Below are 26,479 nucleotides of genomic sequence, written 5' to 3'. Positions count from 1 at the left end.
TCAAATACAATTGATAATCGATATCATTATCGTTATTATATGCGAAATTTTATGTTTGACTATAGTTTTCATTAGGTTATTTAAATCTACATTTAAAGGGACAGGTTATATGTTGTTAAGGGTTAACAAATCACTGCTCGCATTGACAGTGGTTGCAGGCACATTATTGACGGGATGTAACGATAGCAGTCCGGATCCAAAATCAACGAATCCAACGAATCCGACGAAGCCAACGGATCCGACGAAGCCAACGGATCCGACGAAGCCAACAGATCCAACGAAGCCGATGGTTAAACCTGATGCACCTACAACCCCAATTACTAATGATGATTTAGATCTGTTTGGCTGGACCTGGAGTAATAATTTTAATGGCAAACAGTTTTATGAAATTAAAGTACAAGACAAAGAATGGACAGCGGTTAATGGAAATCCTCATCAGTTAGCCATTGATGCTGTTTACGCTATTGGGGAGATTCAGGTACGTGTTAAAGCTGATTCTGCGACAAACAGAAGTGTGAGTGACGCGCTTGTTAATACGTCTCCTTATACTGGACATACAGGTCCGTTACGACCAGAGGCACCAACCAACCCTTTACAAGATGACGCTTTGAATACGTTTGATTGGACGCTGGTTACTGGTTTTAATAGCGTGAGCGATTATGAATATTCACTCACGGGCGGACGAGATTGGTTAACCGTTGCGGATAAGCCGTTAATGGTAGGCGATTTTGATATTGATGCTGGGCAAGTGCAAGTACGCGTTAAAGAAAATGTTGCAACTGGCACTGCTGCTGGTGCAGCTTTAATCAGTACACAAGCATTTACAGCGGGTATACGAATCGTCATAGATGCGCCTACACTACCTAGTATCGTCAATGTCAATATTGGTAACATAGGTTATCCGAATGAAATTAAAACAAATGGTTTTAGCTGGGCATGGGTGGCAGATTACGATAAACCTGAATATTACGAATTTACTAATGACGGTGGTGTTATCTGGCAGGCTGTGACGAGTAAACCCCAGCATATTGGTGCAAAAGCTTATGATAAAACTAAAGTAGGCGTTCGCGTTAAGAAAAATGCGATCACGAGTCAAGTAAACCCTGCTGGTCAAGTATTGTTTGCCACGGCGGCGAGTGAAAATTTTTACGTGACTCGCGTTGTATCAATGAAAACATGGAACCAAGCGCAAGGCTTAAAAGATGATGGTAAGTGGCGTAAAGCTGACGATGATGGTTGTTATATTGAATACGATGTAAATGGCGAAAACCCACAATTCTGGGCTTATGCTGGAGCTAATGACAAGGTGGATGGTGTTCAAGATAAATTAAATCCTGAATTTTGTGGTATGCCGAACTGGAATTTACTCGATATTACTCAAATGACAGCTAAAACCTTAGTTAACTCTGACTATGTGCCAAGTGCTTTTGATAAATATTTAATTAGTGATTCTCGATATAGTTCATATTGGGCTTTAGAAACTGATGCGGTGACGCTGAAAAAAATCAGTGCGGGTAAAGAAAATACGAAGTCGTATGATTATGCGAGTGTTATTGGCCGTTGGGCTGTCCCTGAAATTGCTGAAATAGTGACTGAAAGTAATACGGTAAATACTAATATTCAAGCTTCAGTCTTGTTACATGACGGCGAATGGAAAACGACTTCAACTGACATTATTACTGTTATCAATGATGTTTACGCTCTCTCTGGCAATACTTTGTCTCCACTATTATCCGATGTACAAGCGTTAGAGACCAAGACTAAAACGACATTTGATGCATTAGAATTGGAGCTGGCTAAATATAAAGAAAGGCTTGGTTTGTTAGCTCTTTATTCGACGATGCTTGAAAATGATAAAAGTGTTGATAACAGTATTAAAGTAAAAATTAAAGAAAATACGGCATTAGCTAATGCAGAGTTTATTAAATTTACGGCGTTACATACCTCATTTTTCACCGCTTTGAAAGTAACCCCTGCGTTAACAGCTTTGATTCAGTTAACGGATCAAAATACCGCAGCAAACACCACTCAAGGTGAATTAATTGCTGCGACGGATGGCGCAACTATTCACGCCAAGAGCTTAGATTTATTTGATGCGGCCTCAACCATTAGTGATTTCATTAAAGCTAACATTAAAATTACTGCGGATTTGAAAACGGCAGCAGATGAATTGCCGAAAGAGGATAATACAGCCTTGTTTTCAGCATTCAATAAGCTGAGGGTGATGTTTAATGATTTACCAACTTCAGCAGATGTTGATGCACTAAATACAGTCGCAGAAGCGGGCTTAAAACGTGCGTCAGATGCAGGTTATGAAGTTGCTGCCGCAGATGCCGTGGTTGGAACACACTTTTCTAAACTTGATATGAATGGTGACTACCTTCCAAGCGCGACAACCTATGCGCAAGGCTGGCGTTGTGTGATGGATAACCGAGATCTTTTTCGTAAGCGTTATTGGACATTACTTAAAGATGGACTGCCAAACGGTGTTGATGATTTAGCATTTGATGCATCGTCATCTGGTATTGCGAGTGTCACTGGTACTGGTGGTTTAATTGAGTCGACGAATACTGCGAAGTTATGTGGCCGCAGTGATTGGACATTACCAAGCAAAGGGAAGTTCAAATCGCTTGAAACTTATCTTGATTCGCGTTACGTGACAATCGATGTTGATGTGTTCCCACATCATCTTGCTTTAAAACCTGAATACGATGATGCTCTGCCTGCGACACTATTCTGGTACTGGACGGATGAAGAACGTAGCAGTGATCTACAATATATTTACCACTACGAAACGAATAACACATCATCATCGGCAACTTTCTATGTGTCGAAGCAGGGAGATGAACGTAAAGTTGTGTTCGGCCGTTTAGTCAGTGAAATAAAACTATCTTATCAATTGCTTGATAGTGCAGGCTCTGTGACTACTGATGTTGATGCAGCAGTATGTGCATATCAGCCGGAAACAAAGAAAACGTGGCAGCTGTTTGATAATGCTGATCTTGCAACAAGAGCTAAATATTATGGTCAGTCTAACTTGGATGCTGACACTGTATTAGCTGAGGTCGCGCAGCGTAATACTGAAAAGTTATGTAATAAGAGTAATTGGCAAGTACCAAGCTTAGCTCAATTAGAAATGCTCTTGCCTATGAATGATAGCGTATTTCGTCATAATACTGTCGAAAAGTACGGTTCACAACTTTGCTATGTAACAGCTGACTCTGCGCAATATGGACGTCAAAAATGTCTCAATATGGTCACCGAGTCAACCTCAGATGTAAATAAATCCAATTCTTATTCAGGTCAATATGTATATCGTTTGATGTCTGTCGATTAATCAATTCATTAATTGTTTATAAATAGGCTGTTGGTTGCAGCTAATAGCCTATTTGTTAACGTCACCATAAAAATAATAGAGATAACAAAATGAAAAATAATAAACAAAAACAACGCGGTGCAGCGGCAATTGAATATGCAATTCTAGCAGCAGCAATGTCACTTATTATGTTGCAATTTTTAGGAACCGATGGCGACCTGACTAATGCAATTAATACTACTTATGAGTCTGTGATTAGCAAACTTGAAACTATTAATGGCGGCGAATGATACCCGTTAATTTAGCGTGATTACGGTTTACCGTATTAGATAGAAGTAATAATTATGAATGCAAAACGTTTAGTTTACTTGTCTGTTTGTTTGTCGTTATTGGGGTTGGTTTGGCTGTTCTTCAGTTTGGCGGCACCAGTAAAAAGTACTTTGAAACAGAACACGGTAAAAACTTATGAAGTCTTAGTATCGACACAAGATATAGCTATCGGTAGCCCTTATCGAACCTCGTTATTTGCTTGGAAAACAGTAGATGAAACGAGTGTGCGTGATCGTGTCGATTTTATTGATAAAGCCAATTTTTCTATGGTTCGTTTAGAAAACACGGTTGCCGCAGGTGATTTTATTACGGGGGAAATACTCAGTCCGTCGGATTTCTTAAAACCAGAACAAGGTGGTTTTTTATCCCTGATGTTACGTCAAAATTATCGCGCGGTATCAATACCTGTTGATGAAGTAACAGCGAATTCTGGGTTAATTGGTCCGGGTGATCATGTTGATGTGTTACTGCTGGCGTCAAAAGCGCAAGAGTTACGCTCTCGTGGTAATGAAACTCAAAGTTTATATGTGAAAACTATCGCTCAGAATGTTCGAGTATTGGCATTTAATGATGCGGTACAGATCTCGCGTTATATAGAAAAACAAAAGCATAACAAAGGTGTGATTCCAGATAACAGTACGGTGACGTTAGAAGTTTCCCCAGTACAAGCAAATCAAATCACCTTAGCCAATCAACTTGGTACATTGTCGATGGTCTTACGCAGTAAAAATAGTAACGAAACGGATACCGCTGTGATTCCAGCAATTCATGTTGATGATATTTTGCCTGCAATTAAGCAAGTGCAACCGGATATCGGCTTAATTGAATTTCGTGCTAAAGATAAACGAGTGATGAGCAACGCAGGAAACGAAAATGATTAAACAACTAGTGAGTGCATTGTCGTTATTACTGCTTAGTACTTTGTTGCAAGCACAAACGTTAGATGTGGTATTGAATAAAGCCACCTTGGTGGTATTACCGAAAACAGCGAAATCTATTTTTATTGCCAGCAGTGGTATCGCGGATTACCAAACGTTAACGAATACCAAAATTATGGTGTTTGGTAAAAAGACCGGGAGTACGTCTTTGTATGTCCTTGATGCGAAAGAAAACGTTATTTATTCTGCAACCGTTAAGGTTAGCCACAATGTAACAGAGCTTAATGCGCTGATTCATAGCGAGTTTCCTGATGCGATATTTAACGCAGAATCGACCGCTGGTAAGTTGTTCTTGAAAGGGCAGGTACCAACACCGAGCATGGCGGAAAAGATAGTGCGTTTATCCGAAGGGTATGTGTCAGCACTCGCGAACACAGAGTCCAGTGATAGTCAGCAAAGCGGTAACACGCAGAGCTCAAAAGGTTCAGATAAAAAAGATCAATCGGCAGAGAACAAGATTGATAAGGATGAGTTAATTAATCAGCTGCAGGTCACCATGCCTAACCAAGTTAATTTACGAATTAGGATAGCGGAAGTATCACGTAAAGTATCCAATAAATTGGGTATTAAGTGGGGTTCGCAAGGCTTTGGTACCGGCACGTTTTCTTTTCTAGACAACTCTGGCGGTAATATCGGTGGGCTAAATCCAGCGGGTTGGGCAGATCTTTCTGTGATTGTCGATGCACTAGCAACGAACGGTATGATGTCGGTATTAGCAGAACCTAATTTAACGGCAATGAGTGGTGAAGAAGCATCGTTCTTAGTGGGCGGTGAGATCCCACTACCCTTGGTTTACAATGATACCGCTTCAGTTATATATAAGCAATTTGGTGTGAAATTAGACTTTAAACCGACCGTACTCAGTGCCAATAAAATTAGTCTGCAAGTGGCTTCTGAGGTGAGTACTGTTTCGTCGGAAACTAATGTTCAAATCGGTGGCGCACAGGGCACTTCTTCATTCCCCACCTTTGTTACGCGTCGTGCATCAACGACGGTAGAACTGGCAAGTGGTCAAAGTTTTGCTTTGGGTGGATTGTTGCAATCAAAAGATATTGAACAGTTACAAAAGATGCCATTACTGGGTGATATTCCCATATTAGGAGCACTGTTCCGTTCAACGAGTTTTCAGCGCGAAGAGACAGAGTTAATCATTATTGCCACTGCGTATCTTGTGCAACCAACCCGTGCAGACTCGTTACCTTTACCAACGGATGGCTTGATTCCGATGAGTGATGTTGAGCGTTTATTAGCGTGGCCAGTATCAAGGCAAGCCACAAATTCAACAGACAATGAAAGTCGCACTAACAATCGCCAGCCGCGACTGCTTGGCGATAATGGATTTTATTACTGAGGTAGTTATGCGGATATTTTTGATGTTAATCGTTTGTGGTTTGTTAAGTGCTTGTTCGAGTAATTCTGTACAACGACAACCACACGTAAAAGTAGAAGCTGTAACGCATAAAATAGCGATACAGCTAGACTCTGAAAAGCTGAATGAAAGTGATAAAGCGGCGCTTATTGAGTTTATTTATCAGCGAGGCGAACTTTCGGCACTGCGGATAAGAATTGATAGTTATAGCGATAAAGGTAATAAAGCAGTACCCGAGTTAATTGCAATCTTGAAACATGCTGGTGTGTATCCATCTCAGGTTTCGAGTCAATTTAGTGAGTCGTCTTCAATCGCGGATGTTGCGATAGTTGTTGAATCTTACCGCAGTATTGTTCCAAGTTGCCAGGCGGGTAAAGCTAAACATACAGTGCTAAATGCATTTAAAAGCAGCGATAACTTTGGCTGTGCTAACAGCAGTGCGTTGGCGCAAATGGTCGCAACACCACGTGATTTAATTGTGGGGCGTACACTGGAAGCGACGGACGGACGTAAAGCGGTTGCCACTGTTGAAGCTTATTATCAGCCCGTTGCGAGCAATAACCAAAACGAAGATAAAAAGAGTAGCATCGCTGCTAGTTTAGGAGGTCAATAATTGTGAATATGTCTAATAAAATGGCGAATGAGCATACCCTAGATAGTAAACCTCGTGGTCGTAAAATTACGGTCGTTAGTGCCAAAGGTGGCGCTGGAACAACGTCTTTATTAGCGAATATTGCTTGGGGTTTATCACAGCAGCAAGGGACGTATGTTGCTTGTGCGGATCTAGACTTTATCACTGGCGATTTGGATCTGCAATTTAGTGTGCAGGCAAACAATGCATTAGTAGAAATGCTGCAATTTCCTGACTGCCTAGAACCCGTTATCTATCAGCGCAGCGGTCTTAAGGTAAATGATGACTTATATGTGTTTACTGGCTATCAATCTGGTTTTGAACAACACTTTTGGCCAGATGTGGTCAGTATGCAAAAAGTGTCTCGTTTCTGCCTGCAGCAAGCAACACATTTATTATGGGATGTACCCGCGTTTTGTCTACGCGATAAGGTCGGTTTTGACACGCTAAACAGCAGTGATATTCGTGTGGTTATCGTTGAGCCAACATTGGCGTCTATTCGGAGTACCAACCAGTTGTTGGCTAAATTGGATCAATCATCGTCAACACGAACGTTAGTGGTGCTGAATCATACTAAACCTGAGGCTTTGTCTCTGATTACAGCGAATGATGTAGCGTCGACGTTAAGTCGAAAGTTCGATGTGGAAATTCCTTATTCGCCAGCAGATATGCGAGGATGTAACGCATTGGGTGTATTGGCGATTAATCAAAAAAGCCGAAATGCTAAAGCACTGAAAAAATTAGTAGGCCTAGTCAGTGGAGAGCCTGAAGTGTCTAAATCACGCTTGTTTAGCTGGCTTAAGGGGGCGTAATGTTTGGAGTTAATGTAACGGCAGCTACGCAATCTGAAACATCATCTACGACACAGTCATTATCAGTGCCGATTGCGGATGTGTCTTCGGCAAGCAATATTGAAGAACAGCGTTTTCGGACCATTCAGCAAGAGATTATGGCGATTATTTCGCCATCTGTCGTTGTTACTTTAAGTCCGGAAGAGCTTGAGGACCGTACATTTGAAGCGGTTGGAAACATTGCTGCACGTCAGCAATTTCCAATTGGCGGTACCGAACAGCGCAATATCAGTCAGCGTCTTGTCGACGAAATGCTTGGTCTTGGTCCTTTGCAGGTACTGATGGATGATCCTGAGATCACCGACATCATGGTTAATGGGCATAAAGAAGTCTTCATTGAGTTGCGGGGTAAAGTGAAACGCGCTGATGTCAGTTTTCGCGATGAAGAGCATGTATTGAACTTGGCGAGACGGATAGTGAGCCGAATTGGTCGTCGTGTCGATGAAACAACGCCGATGGTCGATGCTCGCTTGCCAAATGGTAGCCGTGTGAATGTACTTATCCCCCCGTTGGCATTAAATGGTACGTGTATTTCGATTCGTAAGTTTAATGAGAAAAAGCACAGCTTAGAGCAACTTGCGGCGTTGGGTGCGATGTCGACAGAAATGGCGAGTGTACTTAATATTATTGCCCGTTCGCGCGTTAATGTATTGATTTCTGGTGGTACGGGCGCAGGTAAAACAACGTTATTGAATGCGCTGTCATTTGGTATATCACCTGACGAACGCATTATTACGATTGAAGATGCGGCAGAATTAAAGCTGCAGCAACCTCATGTCGTGAGTATCGAAACGCGACCCGCGAGTGTCGAAGGTGCGCCTGCAATTGGTCAACGTGAACTGTTACGTAATGCGCTACGAATGCGTCCCGATCGTATTATTTTAGGTGAGGTTCGTGGTGCTGAAGCATTTGATATGATGCAAGCGATGAACACGGGTCATGATGGTTCGATGTCAACGCTTCACGCTAATTCACCACATGATGCCTTAATTCGGTTAGAAAATATGTTATTGATGGCAGAAGTTAACTTACCTGTATCTGCTTTACGTCGTCAAATTGCCAGTACCTTAGATGTCATTGTGCAAGTGGAGCGTATGCGAGATGGTAAACGCCGCATTGTTAATATCACCGAAATTGTTGGTCTTGAAGGTGAGCAATATCTTACCCATGATTTATTTCATTTTGATTATCAGCACACGGATGCTCATGGTGACATTGTTGGGCAATTCTTATCGGCAAAAATATTACCGAGATTTAGTGAAAAAGCGCGTTATTACCAACTTGAATCGCAGTTAAAGCAAGCGCTAGGGGTGCGATAATGCAGGTTATTATTATTGGTTCGTTGTTATTTTTAGTGCTCCTATTAAGCAGTTATAAAGTACTGCAATACCAGCGGCAACGAATGGTATTAAAGCGTCGATTAAGCTTAGCCTCCGCAGTTGATTTAACCGTGAATACAACGACTTCAGCCTTGTTTATTTGGCAGCAGAAAACAGGTTTTTTGGTGCAATACTGGTCGCAGGTACAGTCGCGCATTGATTCGTTGTTTGATCGTCAGTCTAAACGTTGGTTATTGGTAACCTTAGTTGCTGCGGCGCTGGGCACTTGGTTTTTCATGCCATTTTTTTCACCTTTGATAAGAATGATGATTATTGCGATTTCTATTCTTGGCATTGCTGGGTCGAGTTATTGGCTTATGCGAATGCGTCAACATCGTGAATTTGAAGCGGCTTTTACCCAAGTATTAGGGCAGATGTCCCGTGCTGTATCGGCGGGTATTTCTGTGCCTCAAGCGATTGCGCAAATTGCGGATTATCAGCAGGGGATGTTAGGCCGAGAGTTTAGTTTGATCCGCGATAAGTTAGAAATTGGTATTGGTTTAAAGCAAGCGTTGAATCAAGCCAGTATCCGTTTACCTTATGTTAGTTTTCACTTCTTTCGTGTCGCGCTGATCTTAAATGAAGAGAACGGTGGTCAGCTTCGTGAAGTATTACATAGCTTGAGTCGTACTGTGCATGACAATGCCGCGATTAAAATGAAGATCAAAAGTTTAACGGCAGAGCCACGCATGACGGCGGCAATTTTAGCAAGCTTACCGGTAATCTTGATTGGTGTGATGTTTTTCAAAAATCCAAGTGCTTTTATTACCTTAACCCAAAGTGCCAGTGGTCATTTAGTGTTGGGGTATGTGGTGACAAGTATGGCGCTTGGTTTAGCTATCATTCATTTGTTAACTAAGGTGCGCGCTTAATGACTTTATCTTTATGGTTTGCAGTCGCGTTACTCATCAGTGGCGCGGTGATGGCGTTGATATTTAATGGTCAAGCTCAACGCCGAGAGTTGCTGTTGCAGCGTCTTGCATTGGTATCGATTAAACACAATGGAGATCTGGTGAGTTCACTTAACACGGAGCCAGCATCAAGTTTATGGCAGCGTTTAACCGTCGCGCCAGATATCGCGATGTTATTGGTTAAAGCGGGATTTCATGGTTCTCGAGCGGGTGCGTATTTCTTGGTAGGTAAATTAAGCTTGATGTTGATCAGTGGATTGGCTTGGCAATGGTATGTCGATTTTGACTTAGATAAATTTGTGTTAGCCAAAACGTTAGTCTTCGCTATTTCAGGTGGTTTGCTAGCCGAACATTGGTTGAAGTGGCGCGCAAATACCGTCAATTATCGTATCGCTCTGGCGTTACCTGATGCATTGGATTTGATGGTTATTTGTGTTGAATCGGGTCTCACGTTAGAAGCGGTATTTCAACGCGTTGGTCATGAAATGGCGGCGGTTGCACCTGAGTTATCTCGTGAATGGCTAATTACCGAAGCGGAATTACGCTTATTAGATTCTCGTTTAACCGCACTGGATAACTTAGCCAAACGGACTGACTTAGTTGAAGTTGAAAATATGGTCATCGCATTGTCTCAGGCTGAAAAATACGGCAGTAAGATTGCACCGACGATGCGTTTGATAGCCAGTGATAGCCGTCAATATCAATACCTTCGTTTAGAAGAGAAAGTCGGCAAGATCCCAGCGAAAATGTCATTACCTGTGGTGCTCTTAATTATGTTACCTGTTGTAGTACTGATCGTTGCGCCAACGATTCTCGTTTTATTAGACAGCATAGGAGAATTATGATGAGGTCTTTGTTACTAAAATTGCTATTAACCTGCAGTGTACTGACTTTGGCTGGGTGTAGCTCTCATCAAGCTAATGTCGCTGAAGAGATGATAAAGGACCGTGAACTCGCGCAACTTGCGCTTGAAAGTGGCCGACCAGAAAGCGCGATTACTATCTATCGCCAGCAACTTAAGCTACAACCAACGGATATTTCGTTGTTATTGGCTTTAGGGATTGCTTACAACCAAATGTCTGAGTTTGATTTAGCTTTGCATTACCTTCATAAAGCGCAGTCTCTGTTATCCAGTGAAAGCTTCGAATCGAATGAACCGTCTAAATTGGATGAAACTCGCGGCCAAATATTACGTGAAAAGGGCAATGCACAACAAGGTTTAGGGCAAGTTAAACTGGCATTAGTGGATTTAAAACAAGCAGTAGAATTATTACCTAATGATGCGAAAACATTAAACAGCCTCGGTATTAATTACGCATTATTTAAAGATTATAGCCCAGCAAGAACTGCCTTTATTGGCGCGTTAGCCAACGATCCTGAAAATCTAGAATATCGTAATAACTTAGCTTTAGCTTGGATCTTAGACGGACAACCAGAGCAAGGTATTAATGTCCTTTATGCCCATTATTTACGCGGCAGTTCAACATCAAAGAGTCGTCAAAATTTAGCGCTCGCATTTGCCATGAAAGGGGATGTCGAAGCGGCTAAAACCATTGCAAAACAAGATTTGACTAAAGCTGAGCTGGAAAATAACATCGCCTATTATCAACAATTACAGCAACAGCAACAGTTACAGCTGGTTAAGCCATGAGTGTTAGTCACGCGATTAGCTTTGGTAAGACAATGAAGTCTAGTCAAACAAAACATCGTCAGAAAGGCAGTGTCAGCATTGAATTTGCGGTAAGTATTTTACCCTTTTTTGTATTGTTGTTAGCGCTTATCGAAATTAGCCGTTTTATGATGGTGGGGAGTGTTATCGATGTCGCGTTGGCTTCTGCGACTCGACAATTAGTCGTGACGAATGCGGGTCAAGATCTGACGGGGGAATTACAGCGGACCTTGTCTGAACAACATTTACCTTTATTGAATAGCAGTAAGATGACTGTTAAAGCGCGTTACTTCGATTCTTTGACGGCGCTTGCTAATGGCTCGGGGTTAGACGATTTCCAGAATCAGGATTTTGCTGAGTTCACGCTAGTTTATCCTTATCAAGCTTTATTTATGCCTGGTCAGATTGATAGCTTTAACCGTTTAACGAGTTTTAATCGTACGATTTTAGTGACGTTAGAGCGGGGTGCTCGCTATGGGTATTAAATGGAGTATGCGTACGGGTCAGCGTGGGAGTAGTGTGATCGAATTACCCGTTATCACATTTGTTATGGTCGTTTTGGTCTTGTTTATAGTGAATATCAATCAAGCTATTAGCCAAAAAAATAAACTTGATAATTTGGCATATTCACTCACGTCTATCGTGGCGTGTGAGCAGTGTGACAATGCCATGCTGATTTCGGCCTCTAAATCATCGACATCCAAAGTCATTTCAACCGCCTTAACGGAGTCTTTACTGCAGGTTGCGCAACGTCGTTTTAATACGTTGATTTCAAAATCCACAGCAGAACTGGGGATCCATGTTGAACAAGTGGTATTTGATGTGGCAACACAGATACCAAGGTTACACGATATTAATGCTGGGGCTGCATGCTTATCGAGGCCGACGTTATTGTCCTTAACGGATTTGTCTCCAATTGGTACGATTCAAGGTTTCAATGCGGGCCAACATGCCGAAATATTCCAAGTCACTGTTTGTATTAAAGGCGTAAATAGCATTGCAGGTAATTTAACGCCTTTGTTAATGCGCAATTTTAACGACCGTTATTATCAGAGTTCAGCGTTATTAATAGGGCGAGCGCTATGAGTGTTATACAACGTCAACGCGGCGCGATCACGTTAACCTTTGCTTTTACGTTGCCAGCAATAGTGAGCTTATTAGCCATTACTGTATTTTTTGCTATGTATAGCCAAGTTGTTATTCGTGCGGGACAAGCGACGGATTCAGCTGTGCTTGCCTGTGCTTATCAGCAAAGTAACAATACCGAGGTGACAGGGAATATTTTGGAATACTACAGGCCCAATTTCGTGCTACCGGTACTGAATAAAAGTGTCGACCTCAATAGCAAGAATGGTTGTCAGATTAAGGCGCAATATCGCTTTAAACCAGCGATGCTGAGAGCACTACCTGTTGATATTAAAGGTAGTGTCGAGATTAAGTCAAACAGTCTGTCACGCTCTAAATTGATCCGTAATGTGAATGTGATTCAAGATCCGGTAGATTTTTCCCTCGTTCTAGATATATCAGGTTCGATGTCAGGGGATTTGCCTGAATTAAAAAAAATCATTACTGATGTGATTAACGATATTGATCCAAATAGTAACCAGGTTCGATTTTCTATTGTGCCTTTTCAAACGGGTGTTGGTGTGACTGGCGCGCCTTGGTTACTTAGTTCTGAAGACAGTCCTAAATGTGTGGATAGTCTGGTGTATACAAACGGAAATTTAGACGCAGATAAAACCGTACAATCGTTAAATTATCCTTCTAACAGATTGGATTTTGATGAAACAACACCGCGCCGTTTTTTAGATCGTTGTAGCGAAACCTCATTTATTTTACCACTGACAAACAATCTTCATAATGTTATTCGCCATGTTGAATTATTAGAAACAAGTGGTGGGAGTACCGCTTCTTTTCAAGGGTTTATTTGGGGGATTCGCACCTTGACGGAGGAATGGCAAAAAGAGTGGAATGTTACTCCCGTACAGTCAACCTCGCTGACTCAGCGCTTGATCTTGTTTACCGATGGTAGTGATAGTCGAGGAGATTATTTCAATGACTTAATGCGTGCTGGTTTGTGCGATGAGGTTCAGCAAAACCTTAATATTGAAGTCAGTTTTATCGGTTTTGGGGTATCGGCAGAACGGATTAAGCAATTCCGGCAATGTGCGGGTAGTAATGGCACCGTGTTTGATGCGAACAACACTGCGGAGTTAGCAGCCTATTTTAAGGATGCAATCAAGATCAATACTGAAACCAAGGTTCGCATTGTACTGGGAGAGTAGATGTTTAGCGTTGTTATGTTATCTAGGGCTTGAAGAGTAAGAAGTCAGAAATTAACTAAATTAATTGTATTAGAGGTACTTATGTTTAAAAAATGGCTTGTTGTGTTCACATTATTGTTGTCTAGCCAAGCGCACGCTTATCAACGAGGCGAAATGCTTTCTGCAGCCGCTCTGGAACAACTCGGGTTAAACCCCAATCGAGTGTCGTTAATTGATTTCTTTGCTGAATGGTGCGTGTCTTGCCGTGCTGAACTGCCAGAAGTAAACCAGTTAGTGCCTTCATTGCATGCATTAGGTGTTGATGTTGTTGGTGTCGATGTGGATGAAGACGTGGCTGCTGGTATTGAATTTCAGAAATCGTTGGGAATCAAATTCCGCGTTGTTAACGATGCCGATCAAACGCTGGTTGATGATTTTCAACCGATTGGTATGCCGGCGCTGTATTACATTTACCAAGGCCAAGTGTTAAAGGTGCGTTATGGTGCGATTAATCATATTGGTGATGTTATTATGAGTGACTTGAAAGGTATGGGGCTAGGTCAATGAGATCCTATTCACAATTAACCTTACTTTCTTCTTCGTTGTTGTTGGCCAGTTTTGGTTTGCAAGCTGAAGTAATCTCGACAGATTCAGACTCACCTTACCAAGTGACGGAGTCTGTTTCTAATGTGGTTTACAAAAGCCAGGAAACAATCGCAGAAGTGTCGGCATCTTCTCGTCAACATACCGCTGAAACACCGACAATCGTTGTGATCAGCCCTGTGAATGTGCTGAGTCACCAGCCATCACCATCTGTTATTAGCGCTTTACCGAAAATAACGATACCGACAGTGATACCAAGCGTTTTACCAAGAGTGATACCAAGTGTGATACCAAGTGTGTTACCCACAGTGATACCAACACCGATACCTGTTTATCCTGTATTGGATACATCGGCATTACCCGCACCTGTGAGTCACGATGTAGATGAAGAACCTTCTTTGTTCTCGGCGATTAGTGACTGGTTTAGCGTTAAGCCTGTTAAACCTTGGCAAAAGGGCACTCTGGCGAAAAAATCCATGAAACCCGGTGGTGAAGTGCCTGAGTTTGATGTGTTTTCAGAAAAAGTATTTGCTTATAAACAAGGTTCGATAGGCGGTAATGGTGTCGGTGGTGGCGGCTGTGGCTGTAACTAAAAGCACCTTGTACCGCGCGTAAATAGACGCTTGTTCTGTGGCTAGTGATTTAGACGGTATTGCTGATAAATCACGGTTGTAATCAATTAAAGATGAATGATAAAAATGAATATAAAATTACCGTTAACCCTACTTGGCCTTGTTGCTGGCTCTGTATCTGCTGCAGACCATGTATCGATCCATCATTTGAGTTTTGAAGAATACGGCGATAAGATCAAAGCCGGAGACAACATTCTCTCGTTAGAGAAGAATATTGGTTTGGACTGGACCATCACCGCCGAACTTGGTTATGACACAGTGTCTGGTGCTTCACCGGCTTGGGTGCCGACAACGCCGTCATCGGGTGTTATTGCTGGAAAACGTACGCAAGAAGCACAAGATCAGACGTCGGAAGTCATCCGCGCGGGTTATGACCCTTACCGTGGCAATTATGAGATGCGTCCTGTTGAGTTAGAGGATACGCGCTATTCTGCGGCAACAAATGTGACCTTCCGGGATAAAGACCGAGATGAATGGACGCTGGGCGTGAACTACTCACAAGAAGATGATTATAAAAGCATGGGCGCGAATGCGAAAGCCTTGCTCTATACAGACAGCAGTAAAAACCGTTCATTTAGCCTTGGTGGTTCATTCCTTGCCGATCAGACATTGGCGTTTCAGGAATATCAAAATGGCGGAAATGATCAGCAATGGGAAGACATCTTTACATCAAGTATGGAAGTCGGGATGTCACAAGTATTCACTCCTAATTTGTATGCAACCTTTACGGCCTACGGCGGTTATAAAAGTGGTTATTTGAGTAATCATTATCTTACGGTATTGCGTGAAGTCGATATTGATGATGACGGTAAAATGAGTGATGATGAAGTATTTTTGGCACAAGACTCGCGCCCTGATACTCGTATTTCTGGTGGGATTAATGTACAAACATTTTACAGTGTGACTGACCGTGTAGTTGTGCGTCCGCGTTATAAATTTTTCACCGATGATTGGGGCGTAATGTCGCATCAACTGGGTGGTAAAATGAGTATCAAAATCACGGATTGGTTAATGCTAGCGCCTGGTTATTCTTGGTATACCCAACAAGGTGCGAATTTCTTTATTGATCCGAAAGCCAGTGATCCAACATTCGCCTCAACAGGTTATGCCACTACAGACATTCGTTTAGGTGATTTTAATGCCAATGCCTATGAACTGGGTGTAAGCCTTAAGTTATCAGCTAAATGGCGGATGAATGCATTAGCGGCTTATTATGAACAGAGTAATGGTTATGCTAGTCGCTGGTGGGCAGTAGGGGTTACATATGACTATTAAGCAAGCTTATGTGCATCGTTTTATGGCGATGACCGTGCCTTGTGAAGCGACCTTGATTGCATCGGGAGCCGCGGAGTTAGCGCGTAATATTGAAGCAAATACGCGCCGTTTAGAAGAAAAGTTTAACTTCTATTCTGATACCTCAATGTTAACGAAAACGATTAACCAACGCAGTGGTAAACGTGTGGTTATCGATGCTGAAACTCAGGCTATTTTAACGAAGGTGCGTGAGTATAGTATTGCGACGCAGGGGATCTTTGATATTACGGTTGGTACGGTCAAAACCTTATTGCAAAACAGTGCTAAAACGCGTGAACAAGTCTATCAAGACGCAGCCCCTTATATGGGATTAGCGGCATGGGATATAGAGGATAATATCTTGATCATGCATTACCCTATTACGCAATTGGATCTCGGTGGCGTGATTAAAGAAGTCGCCGTTGATCAGGCGTTAGCCATTGCAGAGCAAGCCAGTAGTGGTGCGTTAATTAACTTTGGTGGCGATGTTCGCGCGTCGGGCTGTAAGGCTGATGGCAGTGATTTTGTGGTGGCAGTGGTGAACCCGTATCAACAGACGCAAGTGCTGTTTGCCTTACCACTGCGTAATCAGGCACTGACAACATCAGCACATTATGCAAGGCGACAACAGTTTTCTGACCAAGAAAGTTCTCATATTCTCGCGTCACAAGATACCCACCAGCAGGTTATTTCAGTGACAGTTGTTGCTGATAGCGCATTGCAAGCTGGGATCATGAGCACAGCATTAACGATTAACCCTCGCTTAACGGTTCCCGAAGAGATTGGGTTTGCATTAGTTGATGAGCAGTTGAATGTTCATCAAAATACGGATTTTTTATTATCATGAAGTTACTTTTAAAATTAAATGATGCAATGAAGCAGCTATGTATCATGTTACTGCTGTTAACCAGTGTTAGCGCTATTGCTCAGACGCAAACGGGCAGTAATGCTGAGTCTGAATTCCTTACGGTTAACCAAGCCTTTCCATTTTCATCGCAAGTATTAAGCGCTGAAGATGGCAATAAATTGGTATTAACATTTGCGACCGAGCCGGGTTATTACCTTTACCACAAACGTTTTTCTTTCAATGTCACGAGTGGTAATGTCAGCTTGGCTGAACCACAATTTTCAGTTGTCGCAGAACAAAAACAAGATCCTAATTTCGGTTTAGTGAAGGTTTATCATCAACCGCTAACGGTTACCTTGCCGTTTACCGGAAGTGGCAGTGTTAAGGTCCGCTACCAAGGGTGTGCTGACAGTGGCTTATGTTATTTACCACAGCGTAAAGTAATTGAACTTGAAGCTAAGATGACTAATATTTCGGTAATGCCGTCTGTTGTTGAACCTATCAGTCTAGTGTCAAGTCAGTTGATCAATGTAACGGCGGCTTCAGCGAATGACAGCCAAAGTTTAGCGAGTATGTTAGCGGGGGCTGGACGAGCACAAGCCTTGTTACTCTTCTTTGTACTTGGTTTAGGGCTTGCTTTCACCCCCTGTGTATTACCAATGATCCCCATTTTATCGAGCATCATTGGTGGTCAAGGCCCTGGCATGACGGGCTGGAAAGGTTTTTATATTTCGTTAGCGTATGTGTTGGGTATGGCATCAAGCTATGCACTGATTGGCGTGTTAATGGCGACAGTTGGGCAGGGCGTTAATATACAAGCGGCGATGCAACAAACCTGGTTGTTAGTGATATTTTCGGGTTTATTTGTATTGTTAGCACTGGCGATGTTTGGTGTTTATGAATTGCAATTACCATCGCGTTTACAGGTCGCATTAAATAACCAGTCGCAACGCTTAACAGGGGGTAAGGCGATAACGGTATTTATGATGGGCGCTATTTCAGCCTTGGTTGTATCGCCCTGTGTATCCGCGCCGCTGGCAGGTGCATTATTGTATGTTTCTACCACTCAAGACTGGTTGTTTGGTGGCGGCGTATTGTTTGTGATGGCATTAGGCATGGGTGTACCCTTGGTGATAATCGGTACGTCGGGCGGTAAGTTATTACCAAGCAGCGGTCCTTGGATGGTCCGTGTTAAACAAGGGTTTGGCGTGATGCTACTGGCGATCGCTATCTTACTTATCAGCCGCTTTGCTGCTCCGAGTGTGACATTAGGATTGTGGGCATTGCTTATGATCAGTTGTGCAATGTACATCCATAACATCACGAATATACAAGCAAGTCGTTTGTGGTTACGTCACGTCGTGGTATTCGTATCCTTGGTTTACGGCGCTATGCTATTTGTGGGCATGATGACAGGCGCTGATGATATGGCTGACCCGCTGCAGCATATCACCCAGCGTGGCGCTATTAGCACGGGTTCAGAGAAAGACGCGCGACCGTTGTTTATGAAAACGGCGTCAGTACAAAATATTGATAATGCGATTAATAATCTGCAAGCGCCGAAAGTCGTGACTATGGTCGACCTCTACGCAGACTGGTGTACATCGTGTAAAGTGATGGAAAAACACGTGTTTTCAGACCCAAGTGTTGTAACAGCAATGACCGCAATCAATGCGCTTAAATTTGATATTACGGACAATACCAAGCTGCAATCAGAATGGATGGCGAAAGCAAAATTATTTGGACCGCCAAGTATGTTGTTTTTTGATGGTGACGGTAATGAAATTGAGCAATTACGTGTTGTTGGAGAGATGGATAAACAACAGTTTTTAGCACACCTTAAATTAGTCGCTGAAGCGGTTCCATTAAGTTAATTAAAGTGCTCAGCGTTACACATTAATACTGGGAGGAGTCGTCATCCTCCCAGCATTGTTTAAATCAGGTTTTTAAACAAGCTTTTCCCGCCTTTAAAGACACGTTTTAATTGTTCAGATGCGCTGGTGTTACCCCCCTCTAAACGTTGACGATTACGTTGCACGTTAATGCTTTCATCCACATTATTGGCAATCAGTTGCGCTAGACTTTCCTGTCCCCACGTCTTCGATTCAGTTGAAAACGAAGTCGGGATGATCGTATCGAAGTTAAGTAACTTTTGGTTGTAATCAAGCGCTTTGTTAATCGTCACTACTTTTGCTGAGTCAGACTGGGCTAAATCATACGGTGGCGACCATTCAGCCAAGGGTTTTAACTTATCCACCTGGTTTAAAATACCCGTGAATACAGGCTTTTTACGGTGTAAGTTATCTTTATGTGCGTAAAACTCATCTAAGCGAAGCATGAATTGACGATCAAGTTGCCGTGATGATTGGTTTGCTTTTAATACCCACAACACCATATCCGCATTGGTTACATGTTTAAGCACTGTTTTGTTGGTCCTTTCATTACCATCAAGGCCGGGTAAGTCCACCAAATTTAGCACTTCAATATCACCCACTGCACAACTATAAACATGCACTTCACTGGTAGAGGGGAGTGCGCTTACTTCTGCATCAAGCGCCCCTTTTATCGTGTTGATAAGCGACGACTTACCGGCACTGATTTGTCCAATTACCGCAATACGCAAGGGTTCAAGCTGATCTGGCCGACGATTCTCATCTTCCTCTGCGATCGTGCTTTTGGTAATGTCACTTTCTTCAATAGAAAAACGACCACTGTATAAATCAATTGAAACTGCCGCGACTTCTTGCAGAAACGCTTTTTTTATATTGAGCTGTAAATTGGCACCGACATTACCAGCCATATCCCCGAGTAACTTGTTACGTACTTCTTTCGCTATCGCCGCTGTAGGGTTGATGAATTGATAAACACGATACGCTTTACTGAGTAAGTCTGCGGCTTGCTTTCCGGTTTCAATTTGATCTTGATGATCATAAGCAAATTTTAAGTGGGAGACTTTAATATTTTCAACAAAGGGCACGTTTTCTTTGAGAGTTACGCGATAGCGACGGCTTACTTCTTCTAATAGCTTTAATCCGTCGGTGACTGAAAATTGAAAATCAGCACGGGAAAACGCTTGGGCTGTGGTATTTGCGATAACAAGGCCGTGTGTTTTTAACGAGCCCCATTCATCATCTTCGGCGAGCTGCGCTTCAATCTTTTGGTTAAGACGTTGCCAAATGGCGTTTTCGGCATCAGACCAATCGGCAGAGGCTTTCACTAAGCTGTCTTCTGGGGTTCTTCCTTCCGATAAACGGTCTTCAGATATGAGTCGTTCAGCGGTTTTCGCTTGTGTTTTTCGACGTAATAGTAACAGGGGGATATAAGAGATGAGAAATGTAGCCACTAATACAATTGCAAACTGCAGGGTATAACCATATTGGATAATGGCGTATAAACCAAAACCACACAGTACAAGTACGGGCAGGAATACCGCTAATGTAAGCACAGTTGTTACACCCGCCGAGAGGTTATTAAGCCGTGCGAGACTGTTTTTAACGCGTTTCATTTTTCGCTACCTCTTTAATATTTGATAGTGCGTCTTTGTATATCGCTTGCATGTCTTTATTCGACACCGTTTCCCCTTTGCTTTTGTGATACATGTACTTGCAAGCCGCACGGCCAATGGCATACGTAGATGCAAAGCTGATCACGGCGGCAGATGCACTACCAATGGTTTGTCCGTAAGCAGGAATTAATTTTACTAATTGGCGAATACCGAACTTCGATGCATATTGGAAAGCAAAACCCGAACCTAACGTTCCGATAAATTCTGCAAAAGCTTGTTTATTCCAATCGATACCGTATTGGTTAGCTAAACTGTGTAGCATTTTTGCTTGAATACTCGGCACTGCAACCAATCCAACAGCAGGAATTGCATCCGCTGCCCCAGCCGAGCCCGCATACCAGAGTACTTCTGTTTTTAACGTTTGAAAATTAGCACCTTCTGTATCCGCGTGTTGTTGTTCGTCGTTAAACTGTTGGATAATTGGCAGTAATTCCGTTAGCTTATTTTTTAAAGCTGGAATGCCAAATGTGTCGCCGTTCACGAGTTCGAAATCGACTTCAAGGTAGGGTAGTTCATCACCCCATACTTTTTCAAATTGCTGTTGGTTATATTGTACTGTTTTGGTCTGTTCATCAGCACTGAGTTGTTTAACGGCTGTATGGATGATTAAAATCTGTTTGATTGAATTTTGTTTTTTAATCTTTTTTAGTGCGTTAAGCACATCGCTTTGTTCCGGTTCTTCAGCTTTGGCTATGACAAGTAAAGCATGACCTTGTTGCGCACTGATCTTAATATCGTCAGCCGGATCGTAGTCCGCTTCTGATAATCCTCGCGTATCAAGAAAACGCAGTAAAGGGGTCGCCTTAGGATAGCTGTAAGCGTGTGATGTCATTGTGCAAGGTTCGAAACCATTACCAACCTCAACATCACTATCGCCAGTAATAGTTTGGATCAATGACGATTTACCTGCGCCTGTTTTACCCAGTAACCATAATGTTGGTAAGTGCGTATTTTGATACTCGAATGCTTTTGATAAATTGGGATTTTCACTTGGATTGATGAATTCTTTAATGGCATCAAACATAACTTAATGACTCTTTGTGTTAATGGTGAAAAGGTATGGATTTATATTCGTTTAAACACTTATTTATAATATGACATAAACATCGAGTCATTTATCCATAATATGATTATTTATGCTTTAGTTAATAAAGCCGAGGTATATCTTTAATTGCTATTTTAAGCTTAAAAATGATTATCTGGTATGAAAAGGAAAGTCACCATGATTGATAACCAAGCCTGTTTATCTCGTTCTCAGCAAAATATTATTGATCTCGATAAGTGGCAGCAAACCGTTGATCTGATTGCTGAATTGTTTGATTCTGCGTGTGGTACGATTGTGCAATTACGTCAAAATGAATTCAATGTGGTTGTTGCGAGTCAAAATGAAGACAATTTTCTGTCTCGTGATGACTCATGGCCATGGGACGTGAATAGTTTTTGTCGACATATTATTGAAACCAAGCAAGGGGTGAATATACAAGATGCGGAACTCGACTCTTACTGGACATCATCGCCGCTTGTGGTGGAAGGTAAAATACGTTCTTATTGTGGTTTGCCTATATTTTGGCCCGGTGGTGAACTGTTTGGCACTATCTGTATTATTGATACCAAAGAAACCAAGAATTCATCAGCGCTGCTCAAGGTATTGGCACAGTTTTGTCGGTTAATTACCGCAGATTTACAAATGCTACGTGATTGTCAGGAGATCCGTGAGCTAGCATTAACGGATGAATTAACGGGTCTTCATAACCGCAGAGGGTTATCTTTTCTTGGTGACCAGCGTATTAAAGACGCACGACGTGCAAGGCAGACGATTGGTCTTGTTTACCTTGATATTGATAATTTAAAGAAAATTAATGATAAACAAGGTCATCAAGTGGGTGATCAATGTATTATCACCCTTGCTAATGTATTAAACGAAAATGGTCGAGAAAGTGATATTATTGCGCGTATCGGCGGTGATGAGTTTATTATTATGACGTCGTTTAATGATGAATGTATTCATGATGCACAATTAAACGTGCTTTGTTCACGTATACTCGCATGTTATAACTTTGCGGCATCAGCATTCGATGTAGGTGGAATAACATCGATTAGTTATGGTTACCAAACATTTAATAATGAGCGGATAACAGTGCTTGAAGACATGATTGAGCAAGCTGATCAGCTTATGTATCGCAATAAACGCAGTAAACGTTAAATTATCCCGTTAGTCCTCGCTTCGTGTTAGAATGCACGCCAATATCCAACTGTTACTTATTCCAATCTTAACAGTTTACTTATTTTACTTATTTATCAAACACCTGAGATTACAAATGCCATTTTCTAAGTTTGGATTAAACAAATTAATTACCCAAGCAGTAGCTGAGTTAGGCTACGAGCAACCTACGCCGATTCAACAAAAAGCAATTCCTGCGATTTTATCGGGCAAAAACCTGATTGCCGCTGCGCAAACAGGTACAGGTAAAACAGCCAGTTTTGTATTACCACTATTACAAATGTTCAGCCACAAACATACACTACGTGCTAAACGTATTCGTGCGCTGATCTTAACACCAACTCGTGAATTGGCAATTCAGGTAGCAGAAAACGTTGAGCAATACGGTAAACATTTACACCTAACATCAATGGCGATGTACGGTGGTGTTGATATGGACCCACAAAAACAACGCTTAATTGAAGGTGTTGACATTCTAGTTGCGACGCCTGGTCGTTTACTCGATATGGCACATCAACGTGCGCTTCACTTTGACGAACTCGAAGTGTTAGTTATCGATGAAGCGGACAGAATGTTAGATATGGGTTTTGTTAACGACATTAACAAAATCATCGAGCGTTTACCGCAAGAACGTCAAAACTTACTGTTTTCGGCAACGTTATCGAACAAAGTACGTTTCTTAGCAAAAACTGCTATTAACTACGCGCTGGAAATTTCGATTGAACCAGAAAATACAACTGCACCAGAAATTGACCAGTGGTTAACAGTTGTAGATAAAGATGTGAAATCGGCATTGCTTAGCCACATGATTATTGAAAATGACTGGAAGCAAGCGTTAATCTTTATTGAAACAAAACGTGGTGCGGCTAAGTTAGTAAGTCAACTTGAAAAACGCGGCATTAAAGCAGAATCATTCCACAGTGGTCGTAGCCAAGCGATGCGTGAGCAGTTATTAACAGAATTTAAATCCGGTGAACTAAGCTTTCTTGTTGCGACTGGTGTTGCTTCTCGTGGTATCGATATTGATGATTTAGACCGCGTAGTAAACTACGATCTACCTGAAGAACAGGCTGATTATGTTCACCGTATTGGTCGTACTGGCCGTGCTGGCGCATCAGGTGAAGCTATTTCATTCGTTTCTCGTGATGATTTCCGTAACTTATGTGCTATCGAACAATTGCTAGATCATGTGATCGAACGTAAAGACGTTGAAGGTTTTGAAGCGAAAGTTGGTATCCCTGACTCTATCTTAGGTTATGTACCAAAACGTTCTCAACCACCACGTCGCCGCCGTCCAGCGAAGAAAAAATAGTACTTAAATAACAATAAGTGTAAATAAAGACTATAAATAAAAAAGCGACTCTTAGAGTCGCTTTTTTTAGATCTACTCTAAAACAATCGAGCTGAGTATCAACGCACACATAACCCCTGTATATACTCAGAATAGCCTGCACAGTGCCACCGATCTTAATCTTATTTCACTTTTTATATATTATTAATCTAGAAAATACATGTAATTTAATAGCTTATTACAAGTGCAATAACTGTAAGTGTAATAAGCTGTAATATTTTTTAGACCTCAAAAATGGTAATCTGCATTTAAACTGTTTATATAGTTTGCTTTTTGGCAAATGGTATAGGAACAGTGACGAGTCCCGTTATTATTTTAATAATAACCCGAGGAAAGTCAGATGTTTAATATGACTGACTTGGAAACAGAAGTTGGTGATAATAGCAATGACAGCACACACTTGGTTATCGTATAAGTTATTTAATCTTAGTCTCACACATCCGCTACTGTTAAATATGCTGATCAAATCCAAAGTAGCAGACAGAGCTTATGTCAATTTAGCGAGTAAATTACAATCCAGTTTAGATCCTGAAGTCTTGTTGGCTATTTTTAAGCACAACGTCCGTGAATACATTCCTCTTTGTAACCTTATCTTTCATGCTGACAATAATATTTCAGCAGCTGAAATATCTGCTCCCGATAATGTTAATTTAAGGTTAGATTTATTTAATCACGGTTATGTTTTGGGCCAGTTAGAGTGCGGCTTAGAACAAAGCCTGACGATGGCACAGCAAGCATTATTAACTCAGTTATCTAAGGCGTTGAGCAATCCATTATATAATGCGCTGGAATATCAAAAAATGAAATTACTGGCATTTAAAGACAGCTTGACAGGGTTAGCTAACAGAAATAAATTTGAGCACTGTTTTCAACAATTATCCGAAAATAGCCATAAAAAGCAATTGGAATTATCATTACTTATCATTGATCTTGATGGTTTTAAACGGGTCAACGATAAATATGGCCATCAAACCGGGGATCTTGTGCTAGCCAATTTTGCGCAACTATTATTGCAGTTCAGTGGTGAACAAGTACAAATTTTCCGATTCGCTGGAGATGAGTTTACTATTTTGATTAATGATGTGGATAAACATTTCATTTCATGCTTTGCACAGGGGATTCAAAATGCGGTAACCATAAACCATTCATTATCCGAATTTAATCTATCTTGTAGTATCGGCAGTGCCGAATTTCAATGTGATGATACATTGGATACCTTGTTTGCTCGTGCAGATAAAGCTTTGTACAGAGCGAAAGCTAAAGGGCGAAACTGTGCTGAATTGGCTGCCGGCACAGAATTATGTATGTAACGGATACGATTAAATTAATAATTATAGATGGAATTGTTTATGGCAAAAATTATCAATATTAATACTGAAGAGAAAGTCACGTTGATGCCGCAGCATCTCTTTGGTAGGCAGTTTAATGCTTCACACTCATTATTGCTTGAGGCAGATAGTTCTCGTATGCATGCCACAATTTTTTGGAATGGGAGAGTGTGGGTACTACAAGATTTTAGCCGTAATGGCACTTATGTTAATGGCAAACGAATTCACCGAAGGCGTGAGTACCATTTACATCTGGGTGATCTGATTAATTTCGGCAGTCTGTCCGGAGAAGCGTGGCGTATTGTTGAGTTGTCTTCGCCAAATAGTTTATTAATACTGGTTACACTTGGGCTACCGACTATGGTGCCAAAAGTGACGGAGTTGGTTAGTCGGCGATCACAAGTATGGCTTTTTATTGGAGCCAGCTCTACAACAGAGAGGTTGCAGAATAATGTGCCTGATCTTGAAACTGTTGAACAAGTATCAATACAATTCATGGTTAGTCAAAATGAAGAACATGTTGCGATGAAACTAACGATGGGTGGGCAGGTGTACGATTTAGGGCAACGTAATCATCACTATTTACTGTTAATTCTGGCTCGAAAACGTTTGGAAGATGTGATTAAAGGGGTGAGAGCTGATGAGCAAGGCTGGATCGACAAGGAGTTACTGAGCAAGATATTGGGACAGAGTGAGAACCATATCAATATTCAAATATATCGTTTCCGTAAACAAATCGTTCAGTTATTGTCTAACTCATCTAGTTTACCGCAAGCTATTGAACGGCGGACAAGAGAAATCCGCTTTGCTTATGACAACGTGAATATTATCGGTGGTGCTGAGGTCATTCCAACTAAAGGTACATCAACCGCTAGACTAAAAAGAAGATAATTGAACAATAGAATTTATGGCACATTTTTTCTATCGTAGATCAAGACATCAACGATAGCGTGCCGTTAATATGAGGAGACACAAGTAAAG

The 26,479-nt window shown here is 41.7% G+C and carries 24 protein-coding genes; 22 read left to right on the top strand and 2 right to left on the bottom strand.

What is annotated here, in order from left to right; genetic code table 11:
• The first annotated feature begins 109 nt into the window (after window positions 1-109).
• The 18 genes from AKG98_RS05535 to dsbD all read left to right on the top strand — a co-directional run bounded on the left by AKG98_RS05535 (window position 110) and on the right by dsbD (window position 18,907).
• A complete protein-coding gene (locus tag AKG98_RS05535; protein WP_067042595.1) occupies window positions 110-3,337 on the top strand; it encodes a hypothetical protein in 3,228 nt (1,075 codons plus the stop codon).
• Window positions 3,338-3,426: 89 nt separating this feature from the next.
• A complete protein-coding gene (locus AKG98_RS05530; protein WP_067042592.1) occupies window positions 3,427-3,606 on the top strand; it encodes a Flp family type IVb pilin in 180 nt (59 codons plus the stop codon).
• A 54-nt stretch (window positions 3,607-3,660) separates the two neighbouring features.
• The gene (gene cpaB / locus AKG98_RS05525) at window positions 3,661-4,527 is read left to right on the top strand and encodes a Flp pilus assembly protein CpaB (protein ID WP_067042589.1); all 867 of its coding nucleotides are present in this window, start codon (window positions 3,661-3,663) and stop codon (window positions 4,525-4,527) included.
• Entirely contained in the window at window positions 4,520-5,935 is a 1,416-nt protein-coding gene (locus AKG98_RS05520; protein WP_067042586.1) for a type II and III secretion system protein family protein, read from the top strand. Before cpaB ends, AKG98_RS05520 begins: the two co-directional genes overlap by 8 nt.
• 22 nt (window positions 5,936-5,957) lie before the next feature.
• Window positions 5,958-6,566, top strand: coding sequence for a CpaD family pilus assembly lipoprotein (locus AKG98_RS05515; protein ID WP_067043217.1), 609 nt, complete (start codon window positions 5,958-5,960; stop codon window positions 6,564-6,566).
• Window positions 6,567-6,574: 8 nt separating this feature from the next.
• The gene (locus tag AKG98_RS05510; RefSeq protein ID WP_067043213.1) at window positions 6,575-7,396 is read left to right on the top strand and encodes a hypothetical protein; all 822 of its coding nucleotides are present in this window, start codon (window positions 6,575-6,577) and stop codon (window positions 7,394-7,396) included.
• Window positions 7,396-8,754, top strand: a complete 1,359-nt coding sequence (locus AKG98_RS05505) for a CpaF family protein (protein ID WP_067042584.1) — start codon at window positions 7,396-7,398, stop codon at window positions 8,752-8,754. Before AKG98_RS05510 ends, AKG98_RS05505 begins: the two co-directional genes overlap by 1 nt.
• Complete coding sequence (locus tag AKG98_RS05500) at window positions 8,754-9,686, top strand: type II secretion system F family protein (protein ID WP_067042581.1); 933 nt, start codon at window positions 8,754-8,756, stop codon at window positions 9,684-9,686. The genes AKG98_RS05505 and AKG98_RS05500 overlap by 1 nt, the downstream gene beginning before the upstream one ends.
• Window positions 9,686-10,570, top strand: a complete 885-nt coding sequence (locus tag AKG98_RS05495; RefSeq protein WP_067042578.1) for a type II secretion system F family protein — start codon at window positions 9,686-9,688, stop codon at window positions 10,568-10,570. Before AKG98_RS05500 ends, AKG98_RS05495 begins: the two co-directional genes overlap by 1 nt.
• The gene (locus AKG98_RS05490) at window positions 10,567-11,376 is read left to right on the top strand and encodes a lipopolysaccharide assembly protein LapB (RefSeq protein ID WP_228140213.1); all 810 of its coding nucleotides are present in this window, start codon (window positions 10,567-10,569) and stop codon (window positions 11,374-11,376) included. Before AKG98_RS05495 ends, AKG98_RS05490 begins: the two co-directional genes overlap by 4 nt.
• Window positions 11,373-11,879: a TadE/TadG family type IV pilus assembly protein gene (locus AKG98_RS05485; RefSeq protein ID WP_228140212.1), complete on the top strand. Its 507-nt coding sequence runs from the start codon at window positions 11,373-11,375 to the stop codon at window positions 11,877-11,879. Before AKG98_RS05490 ends, AKG98_RS05485 begins: the two co-directional genes overlap by 4 nt.
• Complete coding sequence (gene tadF, locus AKG98_RS05480; protein WP_067042572.1) at window positions 11,869-12,480, top strand: tight adherence pilus pseudopilin TadF; 612 nt, start codon at window positions 11,869-11,871, stop codon at window positions 12,478-12,480. Before AKG98_RS05485 ends, tadF begins: the two co-directional genes overlap by 11 nt.
• Window positions 12,477-13,679, top strand: a complete 1,203-nt coding sequence (locus tag AKG98_RS05475) for a VWA domain-containing protein (RefSeq protein WP_067042569.1) — start codon at window positions 12,477-12,479, stop codon at window positions 13,677-13,679. The genes tadF and AKG98_RS05475 overlap by 4 nt, the downstream gene beginning before the upstream one ends.
• A gap of 81 nt (window positions 13,680-13,760) precedes the next feature.
• Window positions 13,761-14,225, top strand: coding sequence for a TlpA disulfide reductase family protein (locus AKG98_RS05470; RefSeq protein WP_067042567.1), 465 nt, complete (start codon window positions 13,761-13,763; stop codon window positions 14,223-14,225).
• Window positions 14,222-14,854, top strand: a complete 633-nt coding sequence (locus tag AKG98_RS22150) for a DUF4266 domain-containing protein (protein ID WP_067042564.1) — start codon at window positions 14,222-14,224, stop codon at window positions 14,852-14,854. Before AKG98_RS05470 ends, AKG98_RS22150 begins: the two co-directional genes overlap by 4 nt.
• A 105-nt stretch (window positions 14,855-14,959) precedes the next feature.
• Window positions 14,960-16,168 (top strand): DUF3570 domain-containing protein, encoded by a 1,209-nt coding sequence (locus tag AKG98_RS05460; RefSeq protein ID WP_067042562.1) that lies wholly within the window; start codon window positions 14,960-14,962, stop codon window positions 16,166-16,168.
• The gene (locus AKG98_RS05455; protein WP_067042559.1) at window positions 16,158-17,033 is read left to right on the top strand and encodes an FAD:protein FMN transferase; all 876 of its coding nucleotides are present in this window, start codon (window positions 16,158-16,160) and stop codon (window positions 17,031-17,033) included. The genes AKG98_RS05460 and AKG98_RS05455 overlap by 11 nt, the downstream gene beginning before the upstream one ends.
• Window positions 17,030-18,907, top strand: a complete 1,878-nt coding sequence (gene dsbD / locus AKG98_RS05450; RefSeq protein ID WP_067042556.1) for a protein-disulfide reductase DsbD — start codon at window positions 17,030-17,032, stop codon at window positions 18,905-18,907. Before AKG98_RS05455 ends, dsbD begins: the two co-directional genes overlap by 4 nt.
• A 59-nt stretch (window positions 18,908-18,966) precedes the next feature.
• Here dsbD and AKG98_RS05445 read toward each other — a convergent pair whose 3' ends face one another.
• Together AKG98_RS05445 and AKG98_RS05440 are read right to left on the bottom strand one after the other, a co-directional pair.
• Window positions 18,967-20,538, bottom strand: a complete 1,572-nt coding sequence (locus AKG98_RS05445) for a GTPase family protein (RefSeq protein ID WP_067042554.1) — start codon at window positions 20,536-20,538, stop codon at window positions 18,967-18,969.
• A complete protein-coding gene (locus AKG98_RS05440; RefSeq protein ID WP_067042551.1) occupies window positions 20,525-21,622 on the bottom strand; it encodes a YcjF family protein in 1,098 nt (365 codons plus the stop codon). Before AKG98_RS05440 ends, AKG98_RS05445 begins: the two co-directional genes overlap by 14 nt.
• A 198-nt stretch (window positions 21,623-21,820) precedes the next feature.
• On the opposite strand from AKG98_RS05440, the gene AKG98_RS05435 reads away from it, so the two are divergent.
• From AKG98_RS05435 to AKG98_RS05420, 4 genes are all read left to right on the top strand, one after another.
• Entirely contained in the window at window positions 21,821-22,801 is a 981-nt protein-coding gene (locus AKG98_RS05435; RefSeq protein ID WP_067042548.1) for a diguanylate cyclase domain-containing protein, read from the top strand.
• Between the two features lie 115 nt (window positions 22,802-22,916).
• Entirely contained in the window at window positions 22,917-24,131 is a 1,215-nt protein-coding gene (locus tag AKG98_RS05430) for a DEAD/DEAH box helicase (RefSeq protein WP_067043207.1), read from the top strand.
• Window positions 24,132-24,556: 425 nt separating this feature from the next.
• Window positions 24,557-25,480 carry a GGDEF domain-containing protein gene (locus AKG98_RS05425; RefSeq protein WP_067042545.1) on the top strand — a complete coding sequence of 308 codons (924 nt, stop codon included), beginning with the start codon at window positions 24,557-24,559 and terminating at the stop codon, window positions 25,478-25,480.
• Window positions 25,481-25,519: 39 nt separating this feature from the next.
• On the top strand, window positions 25,520-26,389 hold the full coding sequence (locus AKG98_RS05420; protein ID WP_228140211.1) for an FHA domain-containing protein: 870 nt from the start codon (window positions 25,520-25,522) through the stop codon (window positions 26,387-26,389).
• Window positions 26,390-26,479 lie beyond the last annotated feature (90 nt).

Origin of the sequence: Moritella sp. JT01, from assembly GCF_001574435.1 — a bacterium.
Taxonomy (GTDB): domain Bacteria; phylum Pseudomonadota; class Gammaproteobacteria; order Enterobacterales; family Moritellaceae; genus Moritella.
This window is presented reverse-complemented; position numbering and strand designations above follow the sequence as displayed.